A 13,541-nucleotide genomic window follows, 5' to 3' on the forward strand; every position below is an offset into this window, starting at 1 on the left:
TCTCAGCGGCCCCAGCGGTCCGACCAGATCTTCTCGCCGATCAGGCAGTTCACGCGCGGCTCCTTCTCTTTGTCCGCAACGTGCACGACCGGACGCTCGGGCGTGCGGCCAGCAACTTCCATCAGCAGCTTGGTGCGGATCGCCTCCTTGAACTTGTCGCGATCCTTGATCGAGATGACGAAAGAGCCGGGACCGCCGACGACGCAGTCTTCGTAGTAATAATCGAGATTGTCGATATCCATGGTGGAATAGGACGGCTCCTTGACCATGATCGGCAGGCCGTTGATGACGATGCCTTTCTCGAGCGCGGCGTCACGCGCAATCGTGACCGGACCACCATTGTTGTTGGGACCGTCGCCGGAGATGTCGATGACGCGGCGAATTCCGTGATAGGGATCCTCGTCGAACAGCGGCATCGCAAATCCGATTGCGCCGGAGATCGAGGTGCGCGAGGCGCGCCGGATCGGCGTCTTCATGATCTCGGTTGCGACCGCGTCCGCCGTCTCCGGTCCGTCGATGAGGCGCCAGGGGATGATGATCTTCTGATCGTTGGATGCCGCCCATTCGAAATAGGTCACCGCGATCCTGCCGTTGGGGCCGGCCTTCAGCGCCTGCAAAAACTCCTTGGACTGGATCGCCTGCGCATAACCCTCGCGCTGGATCGCGAGTTCGTCCATGTCCATGGAGTAGGAGACATCGACCGCGAGGATCAGCTCGACATCGACCGACTGCGCGTCGCCGTCGGCGGCTTGCCGTTGATGCCTCGAAGGTTCGAATTTCGGCCCTGGTGCCGCGTTGCCCGCGACATCCCCTCCGGCAAGCACGCCGGCCACCAGCACAGCCCCGATCGAGAACAGCAACCGCATCGCAGTCTCCCGTCGTATGACGCGATGGTGACATGCAAACGGCTTGCCGCAAAGTGCGAAGATCGCTTGTGCTTCACAATTGGGTTAGAGATTTGCAGGTTAGAGATTGCGAGTTAGTCCTTTCGTGCGTTGCGCGAAACCGCCGTGATGTCGCCACGCTTGCGCCGCCACGCGATCGCGCCATGGGACAGAGCGCCCGCCTACTTGTTCCCTGTGATTTCCATGCTAGGCTGACCATACAGATGGGGATGGAGTCCCCCGACAACCGCCCGGCGGCCGAACGACCGTAGTGGGCTGATGGCTCCTGCTGGAGGTGAGGCGATCATTGAGCCTCTGCCTTTGGCGGGAGCTTGGACAAACCCGCCGCTGGCGGGTTTTTTGTTGCCTGAAAGCGAAGGCCAAGGGGATATTCAAGACGTGGAAGGCAACGACGTGACGACCACACCAAATGCTGCGCGCACCAGGCTGCCCAGGGGAATCTGGGTGCTCGGCTTCGTCTCGATGCTGATGGATATCTCCTCCGAGATGATCCACGCGCTGCTGCCGGTCTATCTCGTCACCGTGCTCGGCGCCTCCACGCTCACCGTCGGCTTCATCGAGGGCGTCGCGGAGGCAACCGCCTCGATCACGAAGATCTTCTCCGGCGCGTTGTCGGACTGGCTCGGCCGCCGCAAGCTGCTCGCCGCCCTCGGCTACGGGCTGGCCGCGGTGACAAAACCGCTGTTCCCGCTCGCGCCCAGCATCGGCTGGCTGGTCGCGGCGCGCTTCATCGACCGCGTCGGCAAGGGCATCCGCGGCGCACCCCGCGATGCGCTGATCGCCGATATCTCGCCGGCGGGCCTACGCGGCGCGAGTTTTGGTTTGCGACAGTCGCTCGACACGGTCGGTGCTTTCGTCGGGCCGCTGGCCGCGATCGGCCTGATGTGGTGGACGGCGGATCATTTTGTCGCGGTGTTCTGGGTGGCTGTTGTGCCGGCGTTATTGTCCTTTGGCCTGATCGCGTTCGCGGTCAACGAGCCGGAGCGGGATGCGAGCAAGGCACCCGCGAAAAACCCGCTCAACACCGCCGCCATGCGGCAGCTTGGATCCGTGTATTGGCGCGTCGTCGCGGTCGGTGTGGTCTTCACGCTCGCCCGCTTCAGCGAGGCCTTTCTGATCCTGCGTGCGCAGAGCATCGGCCTTAATGCGATGTGGGTGCCGGCGGTGCTGGTGCTCATGAACATCACCTACGCGCTCTCGGCCTATCCCGCCGGCGTGCTGTCGGACCGGATCAACCGGACCGCCCTGCTCGCGCTCGGCCTGGTGTTTCTCGCCGGCGCCGACCTCGCACTGGCGCTGCTGTCGAGTCTGCCCGGTCTCGCGCTCGGCGTCGTCTTGTGGGGTCTGCATATGGGATTGACGCAAGGCTTGCTCTCGGCCCTCGTCGCCGATACTGCTCCGCCAAGCCTGCGCGGTACTGCTTTCGGCTATTTCAACCTGTTCACCGGCCTTGCGCTGCTGGCCGCAAGCGTGATCGCCGGCGCGCTGTGGGACGTTTACGGCCCCGCAGGAACGTTCCTCGCCGGGCTCGGCTTCGCGCTGGTCGCACTCGTGGGACTGCTTACTATCGGCAACGGCTTGACGGCGGAGGACAAGGCATGACGGGAGGCTGTGCATCGTGCTGAGCGGAGTGATCGCAATCATGATCGGCAGCGTGCTGGGTGGCTGCGCCCGCTATTTCGTTTCCGGCGCGATCGCGCGGCGAATGGGCGAGACCTTTCCCTGGGGCACCATGACCATCAACGTCACCGGAGCCTTCGTGATCGGCATTTTTGGCGCGCTGGCGACCCATCCCGGCTCGGTGTTCGCCTCGCCCAATCCGTGGCTGTTTGCGGTGACCGGCTTCCTCGGCTGCTACACCACAGTGTCCTCGTTCAGCCTGCAAACGCTGACCCTGGCGCGCAACGGCGAGCCGGTGCACGCGCTCGGCAATGTCGTGTTCTCGGTCGGGCTCTGCCTCTCAGCCGTGAGTTGCGGCTTCCTCCTCGCGGACAGTTTTGGAGGCTAGCGGCAGATGAATCCCTCCTCTGCCGACCGCCGGCGCATTGCGATGCTCTATGTCTGGGTTTCCGCCGGCAGCATTGTCGGCGGGCTGACGCGCTATCTGGTCGGGCTCGCCCTCGACACCGGTCCCGGCTTTCCGTTTTCGACGCTGTTCATCAACGCCACGGGCTCGCTCATTATCGGCTTCTACGCGACACTGGCCGGCCCCGACGGCCGCTTGCTGGCGCGGCCGGAGCACCGACAGTTCGTCATGACCGGCTTCTGCGGCGGCTATACCACCTTCTCGACCTTCAGCCTGGAGACCTTCCGCCTGTTCCACGGCGGCATGAAATACACCGCGCTGGCCTATATCGCGGCGTCTGTCGTCTGCTGGCTGGTGTCGGTATGGGCAGGGCATATGATGGCAAGCCGCTACAACCGCTTGAAAAGGAGCTGATCATGCAAATTCCCAGTCAGGCAGTTTTGCTCCGCATCTTCATCGGCGAGAGCGACCATTGCGACGGCAAGCCGCTCTATGAAGCCATCGTGCTGAAGGCGCGCGAGCGACATCTCGCCGGTGCCACCGTGCTGCGCGGCCCCATGGGCTTCGGTAAGTCGAGCCGGCTGCACACCTCGAAGATCCTGCGGCTGTCGGAAGACCTGCCGCTGCTGATCGAGATCGTCGACAGCGAGGACAACATCAACGCATTCCTGCCCATCCTTGATGGCATGATGTCGAGCGGCCTGATCACCTTGGAGAAGGTGCAGGTCCTGCAATATGGTACGAAGGCCGCGAGCTGATCGCTCCGGCTGGGAACCCGAGGCCGCCGTGTCAAGGAGGCGGAATGAACGACACAGTTACCAAGCCAAAGACCAGGACCAAGACCAAGGTCGAGCGGCCCAAGCTGCACAAGGTCATCCTGATCAACGACGACTACACGCCGCGTGAGTTCGTCACCATGATCCTGAAGGCCGAATTCCGCATGACCGAGGATCAGGCCTACAAGGTGATGATCACCGCGCACAAGCTCGGCGCCTGCGTCGTCGCCGTGTTCACCAGGGACGTCGCCGAAACCAAGGCGACGCGTGCGACCGATGCCGCCCGCACGAAAGGTTATCCGCTGCTGTTCACGACGGAGCCGGAGGAATAGGCCTTGGGCTAGCCCTTGAGGCGCGCCATGATGATTTCGTCGTGATAGGTGCCGTCCACCAGGATCGCCATCCGCTTGATGCCCTCCTCGACAAACCCGACCTTGCGATAAAGGGCGGCCGCGGCGGTGTTGGTCGCGAACACGCCGAGCTCGATCCGGCGGAAGCCGAATGCGTCTGCCGCTTGAACGGCCTGCCGCAACAGCCGCTCGCCAAAGCCTTTGCCACGGAACTCGGGTACGAGCCCCATGAAGAGATCGCCGACATGCGCCGAGACGGCGCGGTTCGCGGGCGGCACGTTGCACCATCCGACCACAGCGCCGTCGATGGCGGCGACGATCTGCGGATAGCCGCGCTCGACATTGCGCGCGACGAAGGCGCGAACCTGCTCGACCGGCGGCGCCTCCACCAGCGCGATGTATTTGCGCTCGCGGGCGACGATGTCGACGGCGGCGCGAAAGGCGTCGGTGTCGGCGATCTGGATCTGGCGGAATTCAACGGTCATGGGCGTTCCGGCCGCTTTAAGCCATCACCACGGGCGTTTCCTCGGCCAGTCCGTACACACGCTGCGCCTTGGAAAATCCTGCGATCGGAAAATCGCCAAGATCGCGCCAGTCGTGCCGGCAGACATTGGTGAAGCCTTCCGACGCCACGACGGTGCGACCAAGCCGGCCCGCGATCTTTTCCATCCGCGCCGCGAGATTCACGGCCGGGCCGATGCAGGTGAAGTCGAGCCGGTTGCCGCCGCCGATATTGCCATAGAGGATGTTGCCGACATGGAGTGCGACGCCGAAGCGGAAGCGCTCGATGACGTCACCGACCGGAAAGGCGAGCGCCTCGACGCTGGCGCGGGATTCGCGTGCGGCTTCCAGCACGCGCGTGCAGACATGTGCGGCATCGCCGACATATTCGTCGATCGGAAACACCGCGAGCAGGCCGTCGCCCATGAACTTCAGGACCTCGCCGCCATGGCCACGGATTGCCGTGACCTGGCAGTCGAAATAATGGTTGAGGATCTCGACCACGGTCTCGGCCGGCAGCCGGTCCGACAGCGCGGTGAAGCCGCGCAGATCCGACAGCCAGATCGCAGCCTGCATGGTGTCGTTGTGACCGCGGCGGATCTGGCCGCCGAGGATACGTGCGCCGGCGCGGTTGCCGACATAGGTGTCGAGCAGCATCGAAGCCGTACGGCGCAGGGTGACGATCTCGCTGACGCGGGCCAGCGGCGCCATGATCGTCCGGATCGCCGCAATGTCATCATCGCTGAAGCCACCGGGGTCCCGCGTGACCCAGCTCGTGGCATGGATCGAGCCATCGAGAAACGGCATCGGCACCGCAATATAGTCGGTCACGCCTTCGGCGCGCATGTCGTCGAGGAACGGAAACCGCCTGCTGTCTGGATCGTCCATGCGGCCCCGCACCTCGATCCCCTGCTCGAACACGATGCGAAGCGGACTCTTGGCGAACTCCGGCGTCTCCAGAATCTCGAAATCGACGGTGCCCATTTCGACCTGCTGGCCCTGCCGCCAGATGAAGTTGCGGCCGAAGATTTCCGGATGCAGCGTACGGATGAAGATGCCGAACCGCCACAGCGGCAGGCCGGCATCGACCAGACGCTCGCAGACGGCCGCGATCATGTCGGCCGAGGTCCCCGGAGCCCTCGCGCCGTCGATCAGCCAGTTCAGGATACGCTGGAGCCCGGAGCTTTCCATGGGCGCATTTGCGGACGAAGTTGTGGAATCGTCAAGCTGCGCGGTGGGCTAGTACCGCGACACGAAGACCTAACGTCCCACCTGCCCGCGGTCGCGCAGGAAATGGTCAGCGAGCACGCAGGCCATCATGGCTTCGCCGACCGGGACGGCGCGGATGCCGACGCAGGGATCGTGGCGGCCCTTCGTAAAAATCTCGGTATCGGCGCCCTTGCGATCGACCGTGAGGCGCGGCTGCAGGATCGACGAGGTCGGCTTCACCGCGAAACGCACCACGATCGGTTGTCCCGTGGAGATACCGCCCAGAACGCCACCGGCGTGGTTGGACAGGAAGCGCGTGCCGTCATTGCCGGTGCGCATCTCGTCGGCGTTCTCTTCGCCGGTGAGCTCGGCGGCGCCAAAGCCCGCGCCGATCTCGACGCCCTTCACCGCGTTGATGGTCATCATCGCGCCCGCGAGATCAGAATCGAGCTTGGCGTAGATCGGCGCGCCCAGGCCGGCCGGCACGCCCTCCGCGACGATCTCCAGCACGGCGCCGATCGAGGAGCCGCTCTTGCGGATGCCGTCGAGATAGGTCTCGAAGAATGCGGCCTTGTCCTTGTCGGGACAGAAGAACGGGTTTTTGGCGATCTCGTCCCAGTCCCACTTCTCGCGGTCGATCTTGTGCGGGCCGATCTGCACTAGCGCGCCGCGGACTTTCACCTCGGGCAACACTTTTCGCGCGATCGCACCGGCGGCGACACGCATCGCGGTCTCGCGCGCGGAGGAACGGCCGCCGCCGCGATAGTCGCGCAGGCCATACTTGGCCTCATAGGTGAAGTCGGCGTGGCCGGGACGAAACTTGTCCTTGATCTCCGAATAGTCCTTCGAGCGCTGGTCGGTGTTCTCGATCAGGAGCCCGATCGGGGTGCCCGTGGTCACCTGCACGCCCGTTTCCGGATGCGCCATCACGCCGGACAGGATCTTGACCTGGTCCGGCTCCTGGCGCTGGGTGGTGAAGCGCGACTGGCCCGGCTTGCGACGATCGAGATCCTGCTGGATGTCGGCCTCGGTGAGCGGGATCATCGGCGGACAGCCATCGACCACGCAGCCAATCGCCACCCCATGGCTCTCGCCAAAGGTGGTGACGCGGAACATGTGGCCGAAAGTGTTGAAGGACATTGCCGAACTACCGTCTAGCGCTGAATGACAACGTTTATGTTGAATGACAACGTGACGTAACGCGATCTGGATGGGGGGTCAAATGTCCACCACGGTCGTCATGGCCGGGCCTGTCCCGGCCATCCACGTTCTCGGGGACCGCAAAAAGCAAGTTCGTGGATGCCCGGGACAAGCCCGGGCATGACGGCGGAAAAGGCGGTGCCGCCGTCAGCTATACTTGTCCAGCCGGCCGTCGCGGAACACATAGACGGCGCCCTGCTCGATATAGAGCTCGGCGGCGCTCGCCGGCGTCTCCAGGCCGAGCGAGACCATCAGGGCCCTACAGGTACCGCCATGGGCGACCGCGACGGTGTCGCTCCGAAGCTCGTCGTACCAGGCGCGCACGCGGACCTGCACATCGGCGTAGGTCTCCGCGCCCGCAGGCCCCACCGTCCATTTGTCGGCGAGGCGCCTGGCATAGATGTCGGGATCGTTCGCCTCGCTCTCGGCCAGCGTCAGCCCTTCCCAGACGCCGTAGCCGATCTCGCGCAGCCGATCATCCAGCGCATAATCCGCGACCGGCAGTTCGAGCTTGCCGCGCGCGAGTTCCATGGTCTGGCGCGCACGGCCGAGCGGGCTCGACACATAGGGCAGCGCCGCCTTGTCGCGGTCATCGCGCTTGAGCAGATCGGCCAGGATGAGGCCTGCCTGCACCGCCTGACCGCGGCCGCGCGCGTTCAGCGGAATGTCCCTGGTGCCCTGGAGCCTGCCGAGCGCATTCCACTCGGTTTCGCCGTGGCGAAGATAATAGATCGTGGGCACGGGCATTCCAGGTTAGTTTTGTTTGAGCATGATCTTATCGGAAAACCGGTGCCCACTTTTCCGGATCATGCTCTAGTCCTTGCTACCGGTCGACACATCCGGCGCGTCGGGGCGCTTCATACCGAGCACGTGGTAGCCGGCGTCGACGTGATGCACTTCGCCGGTGACGCCGCGCGACAGGTCGGACAGGAAATACAGCGAACTGTCGCCGACCTCCTCGATCGTCACGTTGCGACGCAGCGGCGCGTTGACCTCGTTATATTTCAGCAGCAGGCGTGAATCGGCGATGCCGGCGAACGCCAGCGTCTTGATCGGTCCTGCCGAGATCGCATTGACGCGGATCGCCTTCTCGCCGAGATCGGCGGCCAGATAGCGCACGCTCGCCTCCAGCGCCGCCTTGGCGACGCCCATGACGTTGTAGTTCGGCATCCACTTCTCGGAGCCGTAATAGCTCAGCGTGATGATCGAACCGCCGTCGGTCATCAGCTTCTCGGCGCGCTGCGCGACCGCAGTCAGCGAGTAGCAGGAGATCAGCATCGACTTGGAGAAATTGTCGGCGGTGGTGTCGACGTAGCGGCCCTCGAGCTGATCCTTGTCCGCAAACGCGATCGCGTGCACGACAAAATCAATCTTGCCCCACTTCTCCTTCAGCACGTCAAACACCGCATCGATGGTCGCGGCATCCGTGACGTCGCAATGGCCGAGCATGAGCGCGCCGAGCTCGGCGGCGAGCGGCTCGACCCGCTTCTTCAGCGCATCGCCCTGGTAGGTGAGTGCGATCTCGGCGCCGGCCGCCCGGCATGCCTTGGCGATGCCCCAGGCGATCGAGCGGTTGTTGGCGACGCCGAGGATCACCCCGCGCTTGCCTTGCATCAGACCCGAATTCTGCGCCATTTGCTAACGTCCTGTAGCTCTCGTTAAGGTCTGGAGGTACACCAGCCCTCCCCTACGGTACAGTCCTAATACGCGGCGTTAACGCTGTTTCGAGCGCCGGAATAGCCGTTCCGCTCGGGTGTTATGATGATTGTGGCGCTTGCGCCGAACGGCAGGACATCAAAGACGGCATGAGTGCGTTTCGCCAGAGCGTGGAAGCCATGATCCCGGCGTTGCGCCGCTATGCCCGCGCGCTGACGCGCGATGCGGATGCGGCCGACGATCTGGTGCAGGATACGTTGGTGCGAGCATTGCGCTCGGAGCGATTGTTTCTCGGAGGCGACGTCAGGAGCTGGCTCTACACGATCCTGACCAACCTCAACAAGAACCGGCGGCGCTCGCTGGCAAGGCGTCCGCAATTCATGCAGCTGACGGAGAACAACCCGGATGCCAGCGGGACGGAGGCCGAAGGACGCGACATCGAACGGGCACTCTCGACGCTCGTCGAGGAGCAACGTTCGGTGCTGCTCCTGGTGATGCTGGAAGGCATGAGCTACCGCGAGGTCGCCGAGATCCAGGGCGTGCCGATCGGCACCGTCATGTCCCGCCTGGCCCGCGCTCGTGCGCACGTTAAAGCGTCGCTGGAGGGTGAGCGCCCGGCGCTCAGGCGGGTGAAATGATGGCAGGATTGATGCATCGCGCAGGCCGCGTCCGCCGCACGAAGACAGCAGCAGCGCAGTCGAACGACGTAAGAAATTTTGGGCCGCAGAGCCAGAGACGACCGATATGAACGACCGCAATATTCCCGTGACCGAAGACGAGCTCCACGCCTTTGTCGATGGCGAGCTGCCGCCCGAGCGCCGCGCCGACGTCGAGGCCTGGCTTGCCGGACATCCCGAGGATGCCGAGCGAGTTCAGTCCTGGCGCGCCATGGCCGAGATGCTGCACGCCCGCTACGACAGCGTCGGCCAGGAGCCGGTGCCGGCCCGGCTGGAGCTCGAGCGGCTGGAGCGCCGTCCGCGGCAATGGTTCTATGGTGCGGTTGCGGCTGCGCTGGTCGCCTTCGTCGCCGGCGGCACGGCTGGCTGGGTGGCGCATGGCGCCGCCAACGCCCCCTCGACCTTCCAGAGCTTTACGGCGGATGCGCTCGATGCCCACCGGCTCTATGTCGTCGAGGTCCGCCATCCCGTCGAGGTCGGTGGCAACGAGCGCGACCACCTTCAGGCCTGGCTGACCCGGCGCTGCGGCTGGACCGTGTTCGCGCCCAATCTGGAGGCGAGCGGGCTCAAACTCGTCGGCGGCCGGCTGCTGCCGGGGCCGAGCGGGCCGGCGTCCTTCCTGATGTATGAGGGCGCCTCCGGCGAGCGCTACACGATCTACACCGCCAAGACCGAGAATGGTGCAACGCAGATGCGTTATGCCAAGGCGGACAAGGATGGGGCGCTGTTCTGGGCCGAGCGCGGCGTCGGTTACGTCGTCAGCGGCGGCGGCGCCGACCGCGATCGGCTGACCAAAGTTGCGCAGGCTGTGTACGACCAGGCTGAGAAAACGGGCGGCTGAACAACTGCGCAAACGCGGTGCCTCGATTCCGACATTGAAAATTTGGAATCAGGACATGTGTGCGTCTCATTATCGCACCGGGTGCTCACGCGAATATGAGCGGCGTTCGATCCGCCGATCGACGCGGGCGGCCTCGATTGGGGTTTTTGGTACCGCGCTGGTCCCCCTCTCGAGGCCGCACCTATTCATCGGCTGCCCCGCCGGACACCCGACATGTCGAGCATACGAACCGAGAAGCGCTACCACGCCTCGGGCGTATGATGGTCATCATCTGCTGGATGATGATCTAGACTTTTAGGAGAACCCCTTCAGTTCGATCTCGCCCTAACCAAGCCCGCTACGTGGATTGTAGGGGTGTTGGTCCCGCCACTTTTCCATCAATGCTTCAAGCTCGGCGTCGTTCCCGTCCGGTAGCATAATCCTGATGGTGACGAAGAGATCCCCGGTTCCGCCAGATTTCGGCAAGCCCTTACCTTTGAGGCGGAAGGTCCGGCCGCTAGAGGTGTTTTTCGGGACCGATAGTTCCACGGCATTGCCGAGTGTGGGCACACGGACCTTGCCGCCGAGCACCGCCTCGTAGAGCGTGACCGGCAGATCGATCCTGAGGTCGGCGCCCTCGATCTTGAAGAACGGATGCGGCGCGATGCCGATGGTGATCAGGAGATCGCCGGGGGGATGGCCCTGGGCGGTCTCGCCCTGGCCACGCAGCCGGATCTGCTGACCCTCGACGACGCCCGCCGGAATCTTGACGTTGAGTTCCTTGCCATTGGGCAGCCGGACGCGCTTCTCGCCACCCTTGACCGATTCTTCCAGCGACACGGACATGGCAACGTTGACGTCGAGATCGAACCCGACCCCGCCGGTGTCGAATTCGAACTGTGCTCCGCCGCCGGCTCCTGGCCGCGCGCCGCGCACCCCGCCACCGAACATGCTGTTGAGGATGTCCTCGAACGCACCGGCGCCCTGACCGGGGCCCGCGCCGCCGCTGCGGAAATTGTAGCTCTCGAACCCGCCGGGACCCGCGCGACCGCGCGGCCCGCCGCCACCCGGAAAGCCCTGGAAGCGCGGCTTGCCATCGGCATCGATCTCGCCGCGGTCGAACTGCTTGCGCTTGTCCTCGTCGCCGATGATCTCGTTGGCCGAATTGATCTCGGAGAAGCGCTCGGCGGCCTTGGGATCATCCTTGTTGCTGTCGGGATGATGCTTCTTGGCCAGCTTGCGATAAGCGCTCTTGATCGCGGCAGCGTTAGCGCTCCGCGGCACCCCCAAGACCTCATAGGGGTCGCGCATCCGTCACGTCTCCTCTTGGGAAAATCGAAATGTCGAAAGGGGCTGCCCGCCCCCACCTGAGCCTCATGTGGGGAGCTAGTGGCATTTTTGCAACTAGTCGATCTGCCTGATTCCTAGCTCCGCCATGGCTTTAGCGTATGAATCTCCCAACGGCCACGGCTGCTTTGGCAGCCGGCGCCCTGGAGCCAGCTTTCGGTCGCCCCGTTGACGTAGCTCGCCAGGAAATCGCGACACTTGCGGCCATCCTCGGCGGCGTAGGATTGCGCGATCGGCGTCACCGAGCCGCGTGCGCCGGTTTCCGGATTCTCCCAGTGCTGGCTGGCATCCTTGTCGCCCTTGGTCAGCACGTCGGAGGCGGCATTGCGGGCGAAGGCGAGATCGGTCTCGGTCGGAGGTGCGTCCTTCGCCGGCCGTGCGATCGAGCCGGTGAGGTCGCTGTCGTCGGCCTTGGCGTAAGCATTGGTGTCAGTGCGGGGCAGGCTGCAGCCGCCGGCGCCGAGCCCGATCAAAATCATCGTCATGGCGAGGCCCGGTGACCGCATCGCCGATAGGCCAACGCGTCCCCATACCCTATATAGGGCAGTAGCAGACAACAGCGCGCTTTGGGCCGCGGGACGCAATTCGGACTCCAGACATGACCGACACGACCTCGATGAAACACCAGACACCCTTAACATCCGGTGATTTCACCGCCGCCGACGAGCCTTTTGCGCTGTTCGAGGCCTGGCTGAACGAGGCGATCAAGAGCGAGCCGAACGATCCGAACGCCATGGCGCTCGCAACCGTCGATCCCGACGGCCTGCCCGACGTGCGCATGGTGCTGATGAAGGGCTTCGATACCGAAGGTTTCGTCTTCTACAGCCACATCGCAAGCCAAAAGGGCCGCGAACTCGCCGCAAATCCTAAGGCGGCTTTACTTTTTCACTGGAAGTCGCTGCGCCGTCAGGTCCGCATCCGCGGCAACGTGACGCCGGTGACCGATGCCGAGGCCGACGCCTATTTCGCGACACGACCGAAGCAGGCCCAGATCGGCGCCTGGGCGAGCAAGCAGTCGCAAGAGCTGGAGAGCCGCTTCGCTTTCGAGCAGGCCATCGCAAAGGTCGCGGCCAGGCATGTCATCGGCGACGTGCCGCGGCCGCCGGGCTGGAGCGGCTGGCGCATCACGCCTTCACGCATCGAGTTCTGGCACGACCGCCCATTCCGTCTGCACGACCGCATCGAATTTCGCCGTGACGCAGCCGGTCAGCCGTGGTCCAAGACGCGGATGTATCCCTAAGCTCTAGGCCGACCTGAAAGATGTCCATGCCGCCTTCGTCCAACGCGCCGCGCCGCACGCTGCTCCTGACCGGAGCGAGCCGTGGTATCGGCCATGCCACCGTGATCCGCTTCTCGTCGGCGGGCTGGCGCGTCATCACCTGCTCGCGGCATCCCTTCCCGGAGGATTGCCCGTGGGACGCGGGCCCCGAGGATCACATTCAGGTTGACCTCGGCAATCCCGCGGACACTGCGCGCGCGATCTCCGACATCCGCAACCGCCTCGAGGGCGGCGTGCTGCACGCACTGGTCAACAACGCTGCGATCTCACCCAAAGGCCCAGGCGGCTCCCGCCTCGGCTCGGTCGACACCGACCTCGACACCTGGACGCACGTCTTCCACGTCAACTTCTTCGCGCCGATCATGATCGCGCGCGGCTTGATCGAGGAACTGAAGGCGGCCAAGGGTTCGGTCGTAAACGTCACCTCGATCGCGGGCTCGCGCGTGCATCCCTTCGCGGGCGCGGCGTACGCAACCTCCAAGGCCGCGCTCGCGTCCCTGACGCGCGAGATGGCCTCGGACTTCGGCCGCGTCGGCGTGCGCGTCAACGCCATCGCGCCGGGCGAGATCGACACCTCGATCCTGTCGCCGGGCACCGAGAAGATCGTCGACCAGCAGATTCCGATGCATCGCCTCGGCACACCGGACGAGGTCGCAAAGATCGTCTATGTGCTGTGCACGGACACCAGTTCTTACGTCAACGGCGCCGAGATCCACATCAACGGCGGACAGCACGTTTAGGCCAGGTGACGCGCCAGGTGATCCATGGGCCGGTTTGCCAGCACAGCGTCAACTT

17 protein-coding genes and 1 riboswitch are annotated in these 13,541 nt (G+C 64.4%); of the genes, 9 read left to right on the forward strand and 8 right to left on the reverse strand.

The window, feature by feature from the left end; translation table 11 throughout:
• Positions 1-2 precede the first annotated feature (2 nt).
• Entirely contained in the window at positions 3-866 is an 864-nt protein-coding gene (locus K3F49_RS14780; protein WP_234681673.1) for a DUF1194 domain-containing protein, read from the reverse strand.
• Between the two features lie 235 nt (positions 867-1,101).
• A riboswitch (Fluoride riboswitch) is annotated at positions 1,102-1,180 on the forward strand.
• A gap of 118 nt (positions 1,181-1,298) precedes the next feature.
• Here K3F49_RS14780 and K3F49_RS14785 point away from each other — a divergent pair.
• From K3F49_RS14785 to clpS, 5 genes are read left to right on the forward strand one after another with little or no spacing between them, the layout of a single operon-like run.
• Positions 1,299-2,507: an MFS transporter gene (locus tag K3F49_RS14785; protein ID WP_346657321.1), complete on the forward strand. Its 1,209-nt coding sequence runs from the start codon at positions 1,299-1,301 to the stop codon at positions 2,505-2,507.
• Positions 2,508-2,523: 16 nt separating this feature from the next.
• Positions 2,524-2,913: a fluoride efflux transporter CrcB gene (gene crcB / locus K3F49_RS14790; protein WP_452101093.1), complete on the forward strand. Its 390-nt coding sequence runs from the start codon at positions 2,524-2,526 to the stop codon at positions 2,911-2,913.
• Positions 2,914-2,919: 6 nt separating this feature from the next.
• Entirely contained in the window at positions 2,920-3,345 is a 426-nt protein-coding gene (gene crcB, locus K3F49_RS14795; RefSeq protein WP_234681674.1) for a fluoride efflux transporter CrcB, read from the forward strand.
• 2 nt (positions 3,346-3,347) lie between these two features.
• A complete protein-coding gene (locus tag K3F49_RS14800) occupies positions 3,348-3,689 on the forward strand; it encodes a DUF190 domain-containing protein (RefSeq protein WP_234681675.1) in 342 nt (113 codons plus the stop codon).
• A 44-nt stretch (positions 3,690-3,733) separates the two neighbouring features.
• On the forward strand, positions 3,734-4,039 hold the full coding sequence (gene clpS / locus K3F49_RS14805) for an ATP-dependent Clp protease adapter ClpS (protein WP_234681676.1): 306 nt from the start codon (positions 3,734-3,736) through the stop codon (positions 4,037-4,039).
• Positions 4,040-4,047: 8 nt separating this feature from the next.
• Here clpS and K3F49_RS14810 read toward each other — a convergent pair whose 3' ends face one another.
• From K3F49_RS14810 to fabI, 5 genes are all read right to left on the reverse strand, one after another.
• Positions 4,048-4,542: a GNAT family N-acetyltransferase gene (locus K3F49_RS14810; protein ID WP_234681677.1), complete on the reverse strand. Its 495-nt coding sequence runs from the start codon at positions 4,540-4,542 to the stop codon at positions 4,048-4,050.
• 16 nt (positions 4,543-4,558) lie between these two features.
• Entirely contained in the window at positions 4,559-5,749 is a 1,191-nt protein-coding gene (locus K3F49_RS14815) for an adenylate/guanylate cyclase domain-containing protein (RefSeq protein WP_234681678.1), read from the reverse strand.
• A gap of 69 nt (positions 5,750-5,818) precedes the next feature.
• The gene (gene aroC / locus K3F49_RS14820; protein ID WP_234681679.1) at positions 5,819-6,907 is read right to left on the reverse strand and encodes a chorismate synthase; all 1,089 of its coding nucleotides are present in this window, start codon (positions 6,905-6,907) and stop codon (positions 5,819-5,821) included.
• Positions 6,908-7,114: 207 nt separating this feature from the next.
• Complete coding sequence (locus tag K3F49_RS14825; protein ID WP_234681680.1) at positions 7,115-7,714, reverse strand: histidine phosphatase family protein; 600 nt, start codon at positions 7,712-7,714, stop codon at positions 7,115-7,117.
• Between the two features lie 66 nt (positions 7,715-7,780).
• Positions 7,781-8,602 carry an enoyl-ACP reductase FabI gene (gene fabI / locus K3F49_RS14830; RefSeq protein ID WP_234681681.1) on the reverse strand — a complete coding sequence of 274 codons (822 nt, stop codon included), beginning with the start codon at positions 8,600-8,602 and terminating at the stop codon, positions 7,781-7,783.
• A gap of 170 nt (positions 8,603-8,772) precedes the next feature.
• On the opposite strand from fabI, the gene K3F49_RS14835 reads away from it, so the two are divergent.
• The gene (locus K3F49_RS14835; protein WP_234681682.1) at positions 8,773-9,261 is read left to right on the forward strand and encodes an RNA polymerase sigma factor; all 489 of its coding nucleotides are present in this window, start codon (positions 8,773-8,775) and stop codon (positions 9,259-9,261) included.
• Between the two features lie 106 nt (positions 9,262-9,367).
• The gene (locus K3F49_RS14840) at positions 9,368-10,141 is read left to right on the forward strand and encodes an anti-sigma factor family protein (RefSeq protein WP_234681683.1); all 774 of its coding nucleotides are present in this window, start codon (positions 9,368-9,370) and stop codon (positions 10,139-10,141) included.
• A gap of 324 nt (positions 10,142-10,465) precedes the next feature.
• Here K3F49_RS14840 and K3F49_RS14845 read toward each other — a convergent pair whose 3' ends face one another.
• Positions 10,466-11,431 (reverse strand): DnaJ C-terminal domain-containing protein, encoded by a 966-nt coding sequence (locus K3F49_RS14845; protein WP_234681684.1) that lies wholly within the window; start codon positions 11,429-11,431, stop codon positions 10,466-10,468.
• 113 nt (positions 11,432-11,544) lie between these two features.
• Entirely contained in the window at positions 11,545-11,952 is a 408-nt protein-coding gene (locus K3F49_RS14850) for an RT0821/Lpp0805 family surface protein (RefSeq protein ID WP_234681685.1), read from the reverse strand.
• A 113-nt stretch (positions 11,953-12,065) separates the two neighbouring features.
• Here K3F49_RS14850 and pdxH point away from each other — a divergent pair, with 113 nt between their 5' ends.
• Positions 12,066-12,707 (forward strand): pyridoxamine 5'-phosphate oxidase, encoded by a 642-nt coding sequence (gene pdxH, locus K3F49_RS14855; RefSeq protein WP_234681686.1) that lies wholly within the window; start codon positions 12,066-12,068, stop codon positions 12,705-12,707.
• 26 nt (positions 12,708-12,733) lie between these two features.
• Complete coding sequence (locus tag K3F49_RS14860; protein WP_234681687.1) at positions 12,734-13,486, forward strand: SDR family NAD(P)-dependent oxidoreductase; 753 nt, start codon at positions 12,734-12,736, stop codon at positions 13,484-13,486.
• The last annotated feature ends 55 nt before the right edge of the window (positions 13,487-13,541 follow it).

Origin of the sequence: Bradyrhizobium monzae (assembly GCF_021458635.1) — a bacterium.
GTDB lineage: Bacteria > Pseudomonadota > Alphaproteobacteria > Rhizobiales > Xanthobacteraceae > Bradyrhizobium.

Excerpts from the sequence above, each read along its gene's own strand:
- K3F49_RS14780 (WP_234681673.1), bottom strand. The coding sequence starts at position 866 with ATGCGGTTGCTGTTCTCGATCGGGGCTGTGCTGGTGGCCGGCGTGCTT.
- crcB (WP_234681674.1), top strand. The coding sequence starts at position 2,920 with ATGAATCCCTCCTCTGCCGACCGCCGGCGCATTGCGATGCTCTATGTC.
- K3F49_RS14800 (WP_234681675.1), top strand. The coding sequence starts at position 3,348 with ATGCAAATTCCCAGTCAGGCAGTTTTGCTCCGCATCTTCATCGGCGAG.
- clpS (WP_234681676.1), top strand. The coding sequence starts at position 3,734 with ATGAACGACACAGTTACCAAGCCAAAGACCAGGACCAAGACCAAGGTC.
- K3F49_RS14810 (WP_234681677.1), bottom strand. The coding sequence starts at position 4,542 with ATGACCGTTGAATTCCGCCAGATCCAGATCGCCGACACCGACGCCTTT.
- K3F49_RS14815 (WP_234681678.1), bottom strand. The coding sequence starts at position 5,749 with ATGGAAAGCTCCGGGCTCCAGCGTATCCTGAACTGGCTGATCGACGGC.
- aroC (WP_234681679.1), bottom strand. The coding sequence starts at position 6,907 with ATGTCCTTCAACACTTTCGGCCACATGTTCCGCGTCACCACCTTTGGC.
- K3F49_RS14825 (WP_234681680.1), bottom strand. The coding sequence starts at position 7,714 with ATGCCCGTGCCCACGATCTATTATCTTCGCCACGGCGAAACCGAGTGG.
- fabI (WP_234681681.1), bottom strand. The coding sequence starts at position 8,602 with ATGGCGCAGAATTCGGGTCTGATGCAAGGCAAGCGCGGGGTGATCCTC.
- K3F49_RS14835 (WP_234681682.1), top strand. The coding sequence starts at position 8,773 with ATGAGTGCGTTTCGCCAGAGCGTGGAAGCCATGATCCCGGCGTTGCGC.
- K3F49_RS14840 (WP_234681683.1), top strand. The coding sequence starts at position 9,368 with ATGAACGACCGCAATATTCCCGTGACCGAAGACGAGCTCCACGCCTTT.
- K3F49_RS14845 (WP_234681684.1), bottom strand. The coding sequence starts at position 11,431 with ATGCGCGACCCCTATGAGGTCTTGGGGGTGCCGCGGAGCGCTAACGCT.
- K3F49_RS14850 (WP_234681685.1), bottom strand. The coding sequence starts at position 11,952 with ATGACGATGATTTTGATCGGGCTCGGCGCCGGCGGCTGCAGCCTGCCC.
- pdxH (WP_234681686.1), top strand. The coding sequence starts at position 12,066 with ATGACCGACACGACCTCGATGAAACACCAGACACCCTTAACATCCGGT.
- K3F49_RS14860 (WP_234681687.1), top strand. The coding sequence starts at position 12,734 with ATGCCGCCTTCGTCCAACGCGCCGCGCCGCACGCTGCTCCTGACCGGA.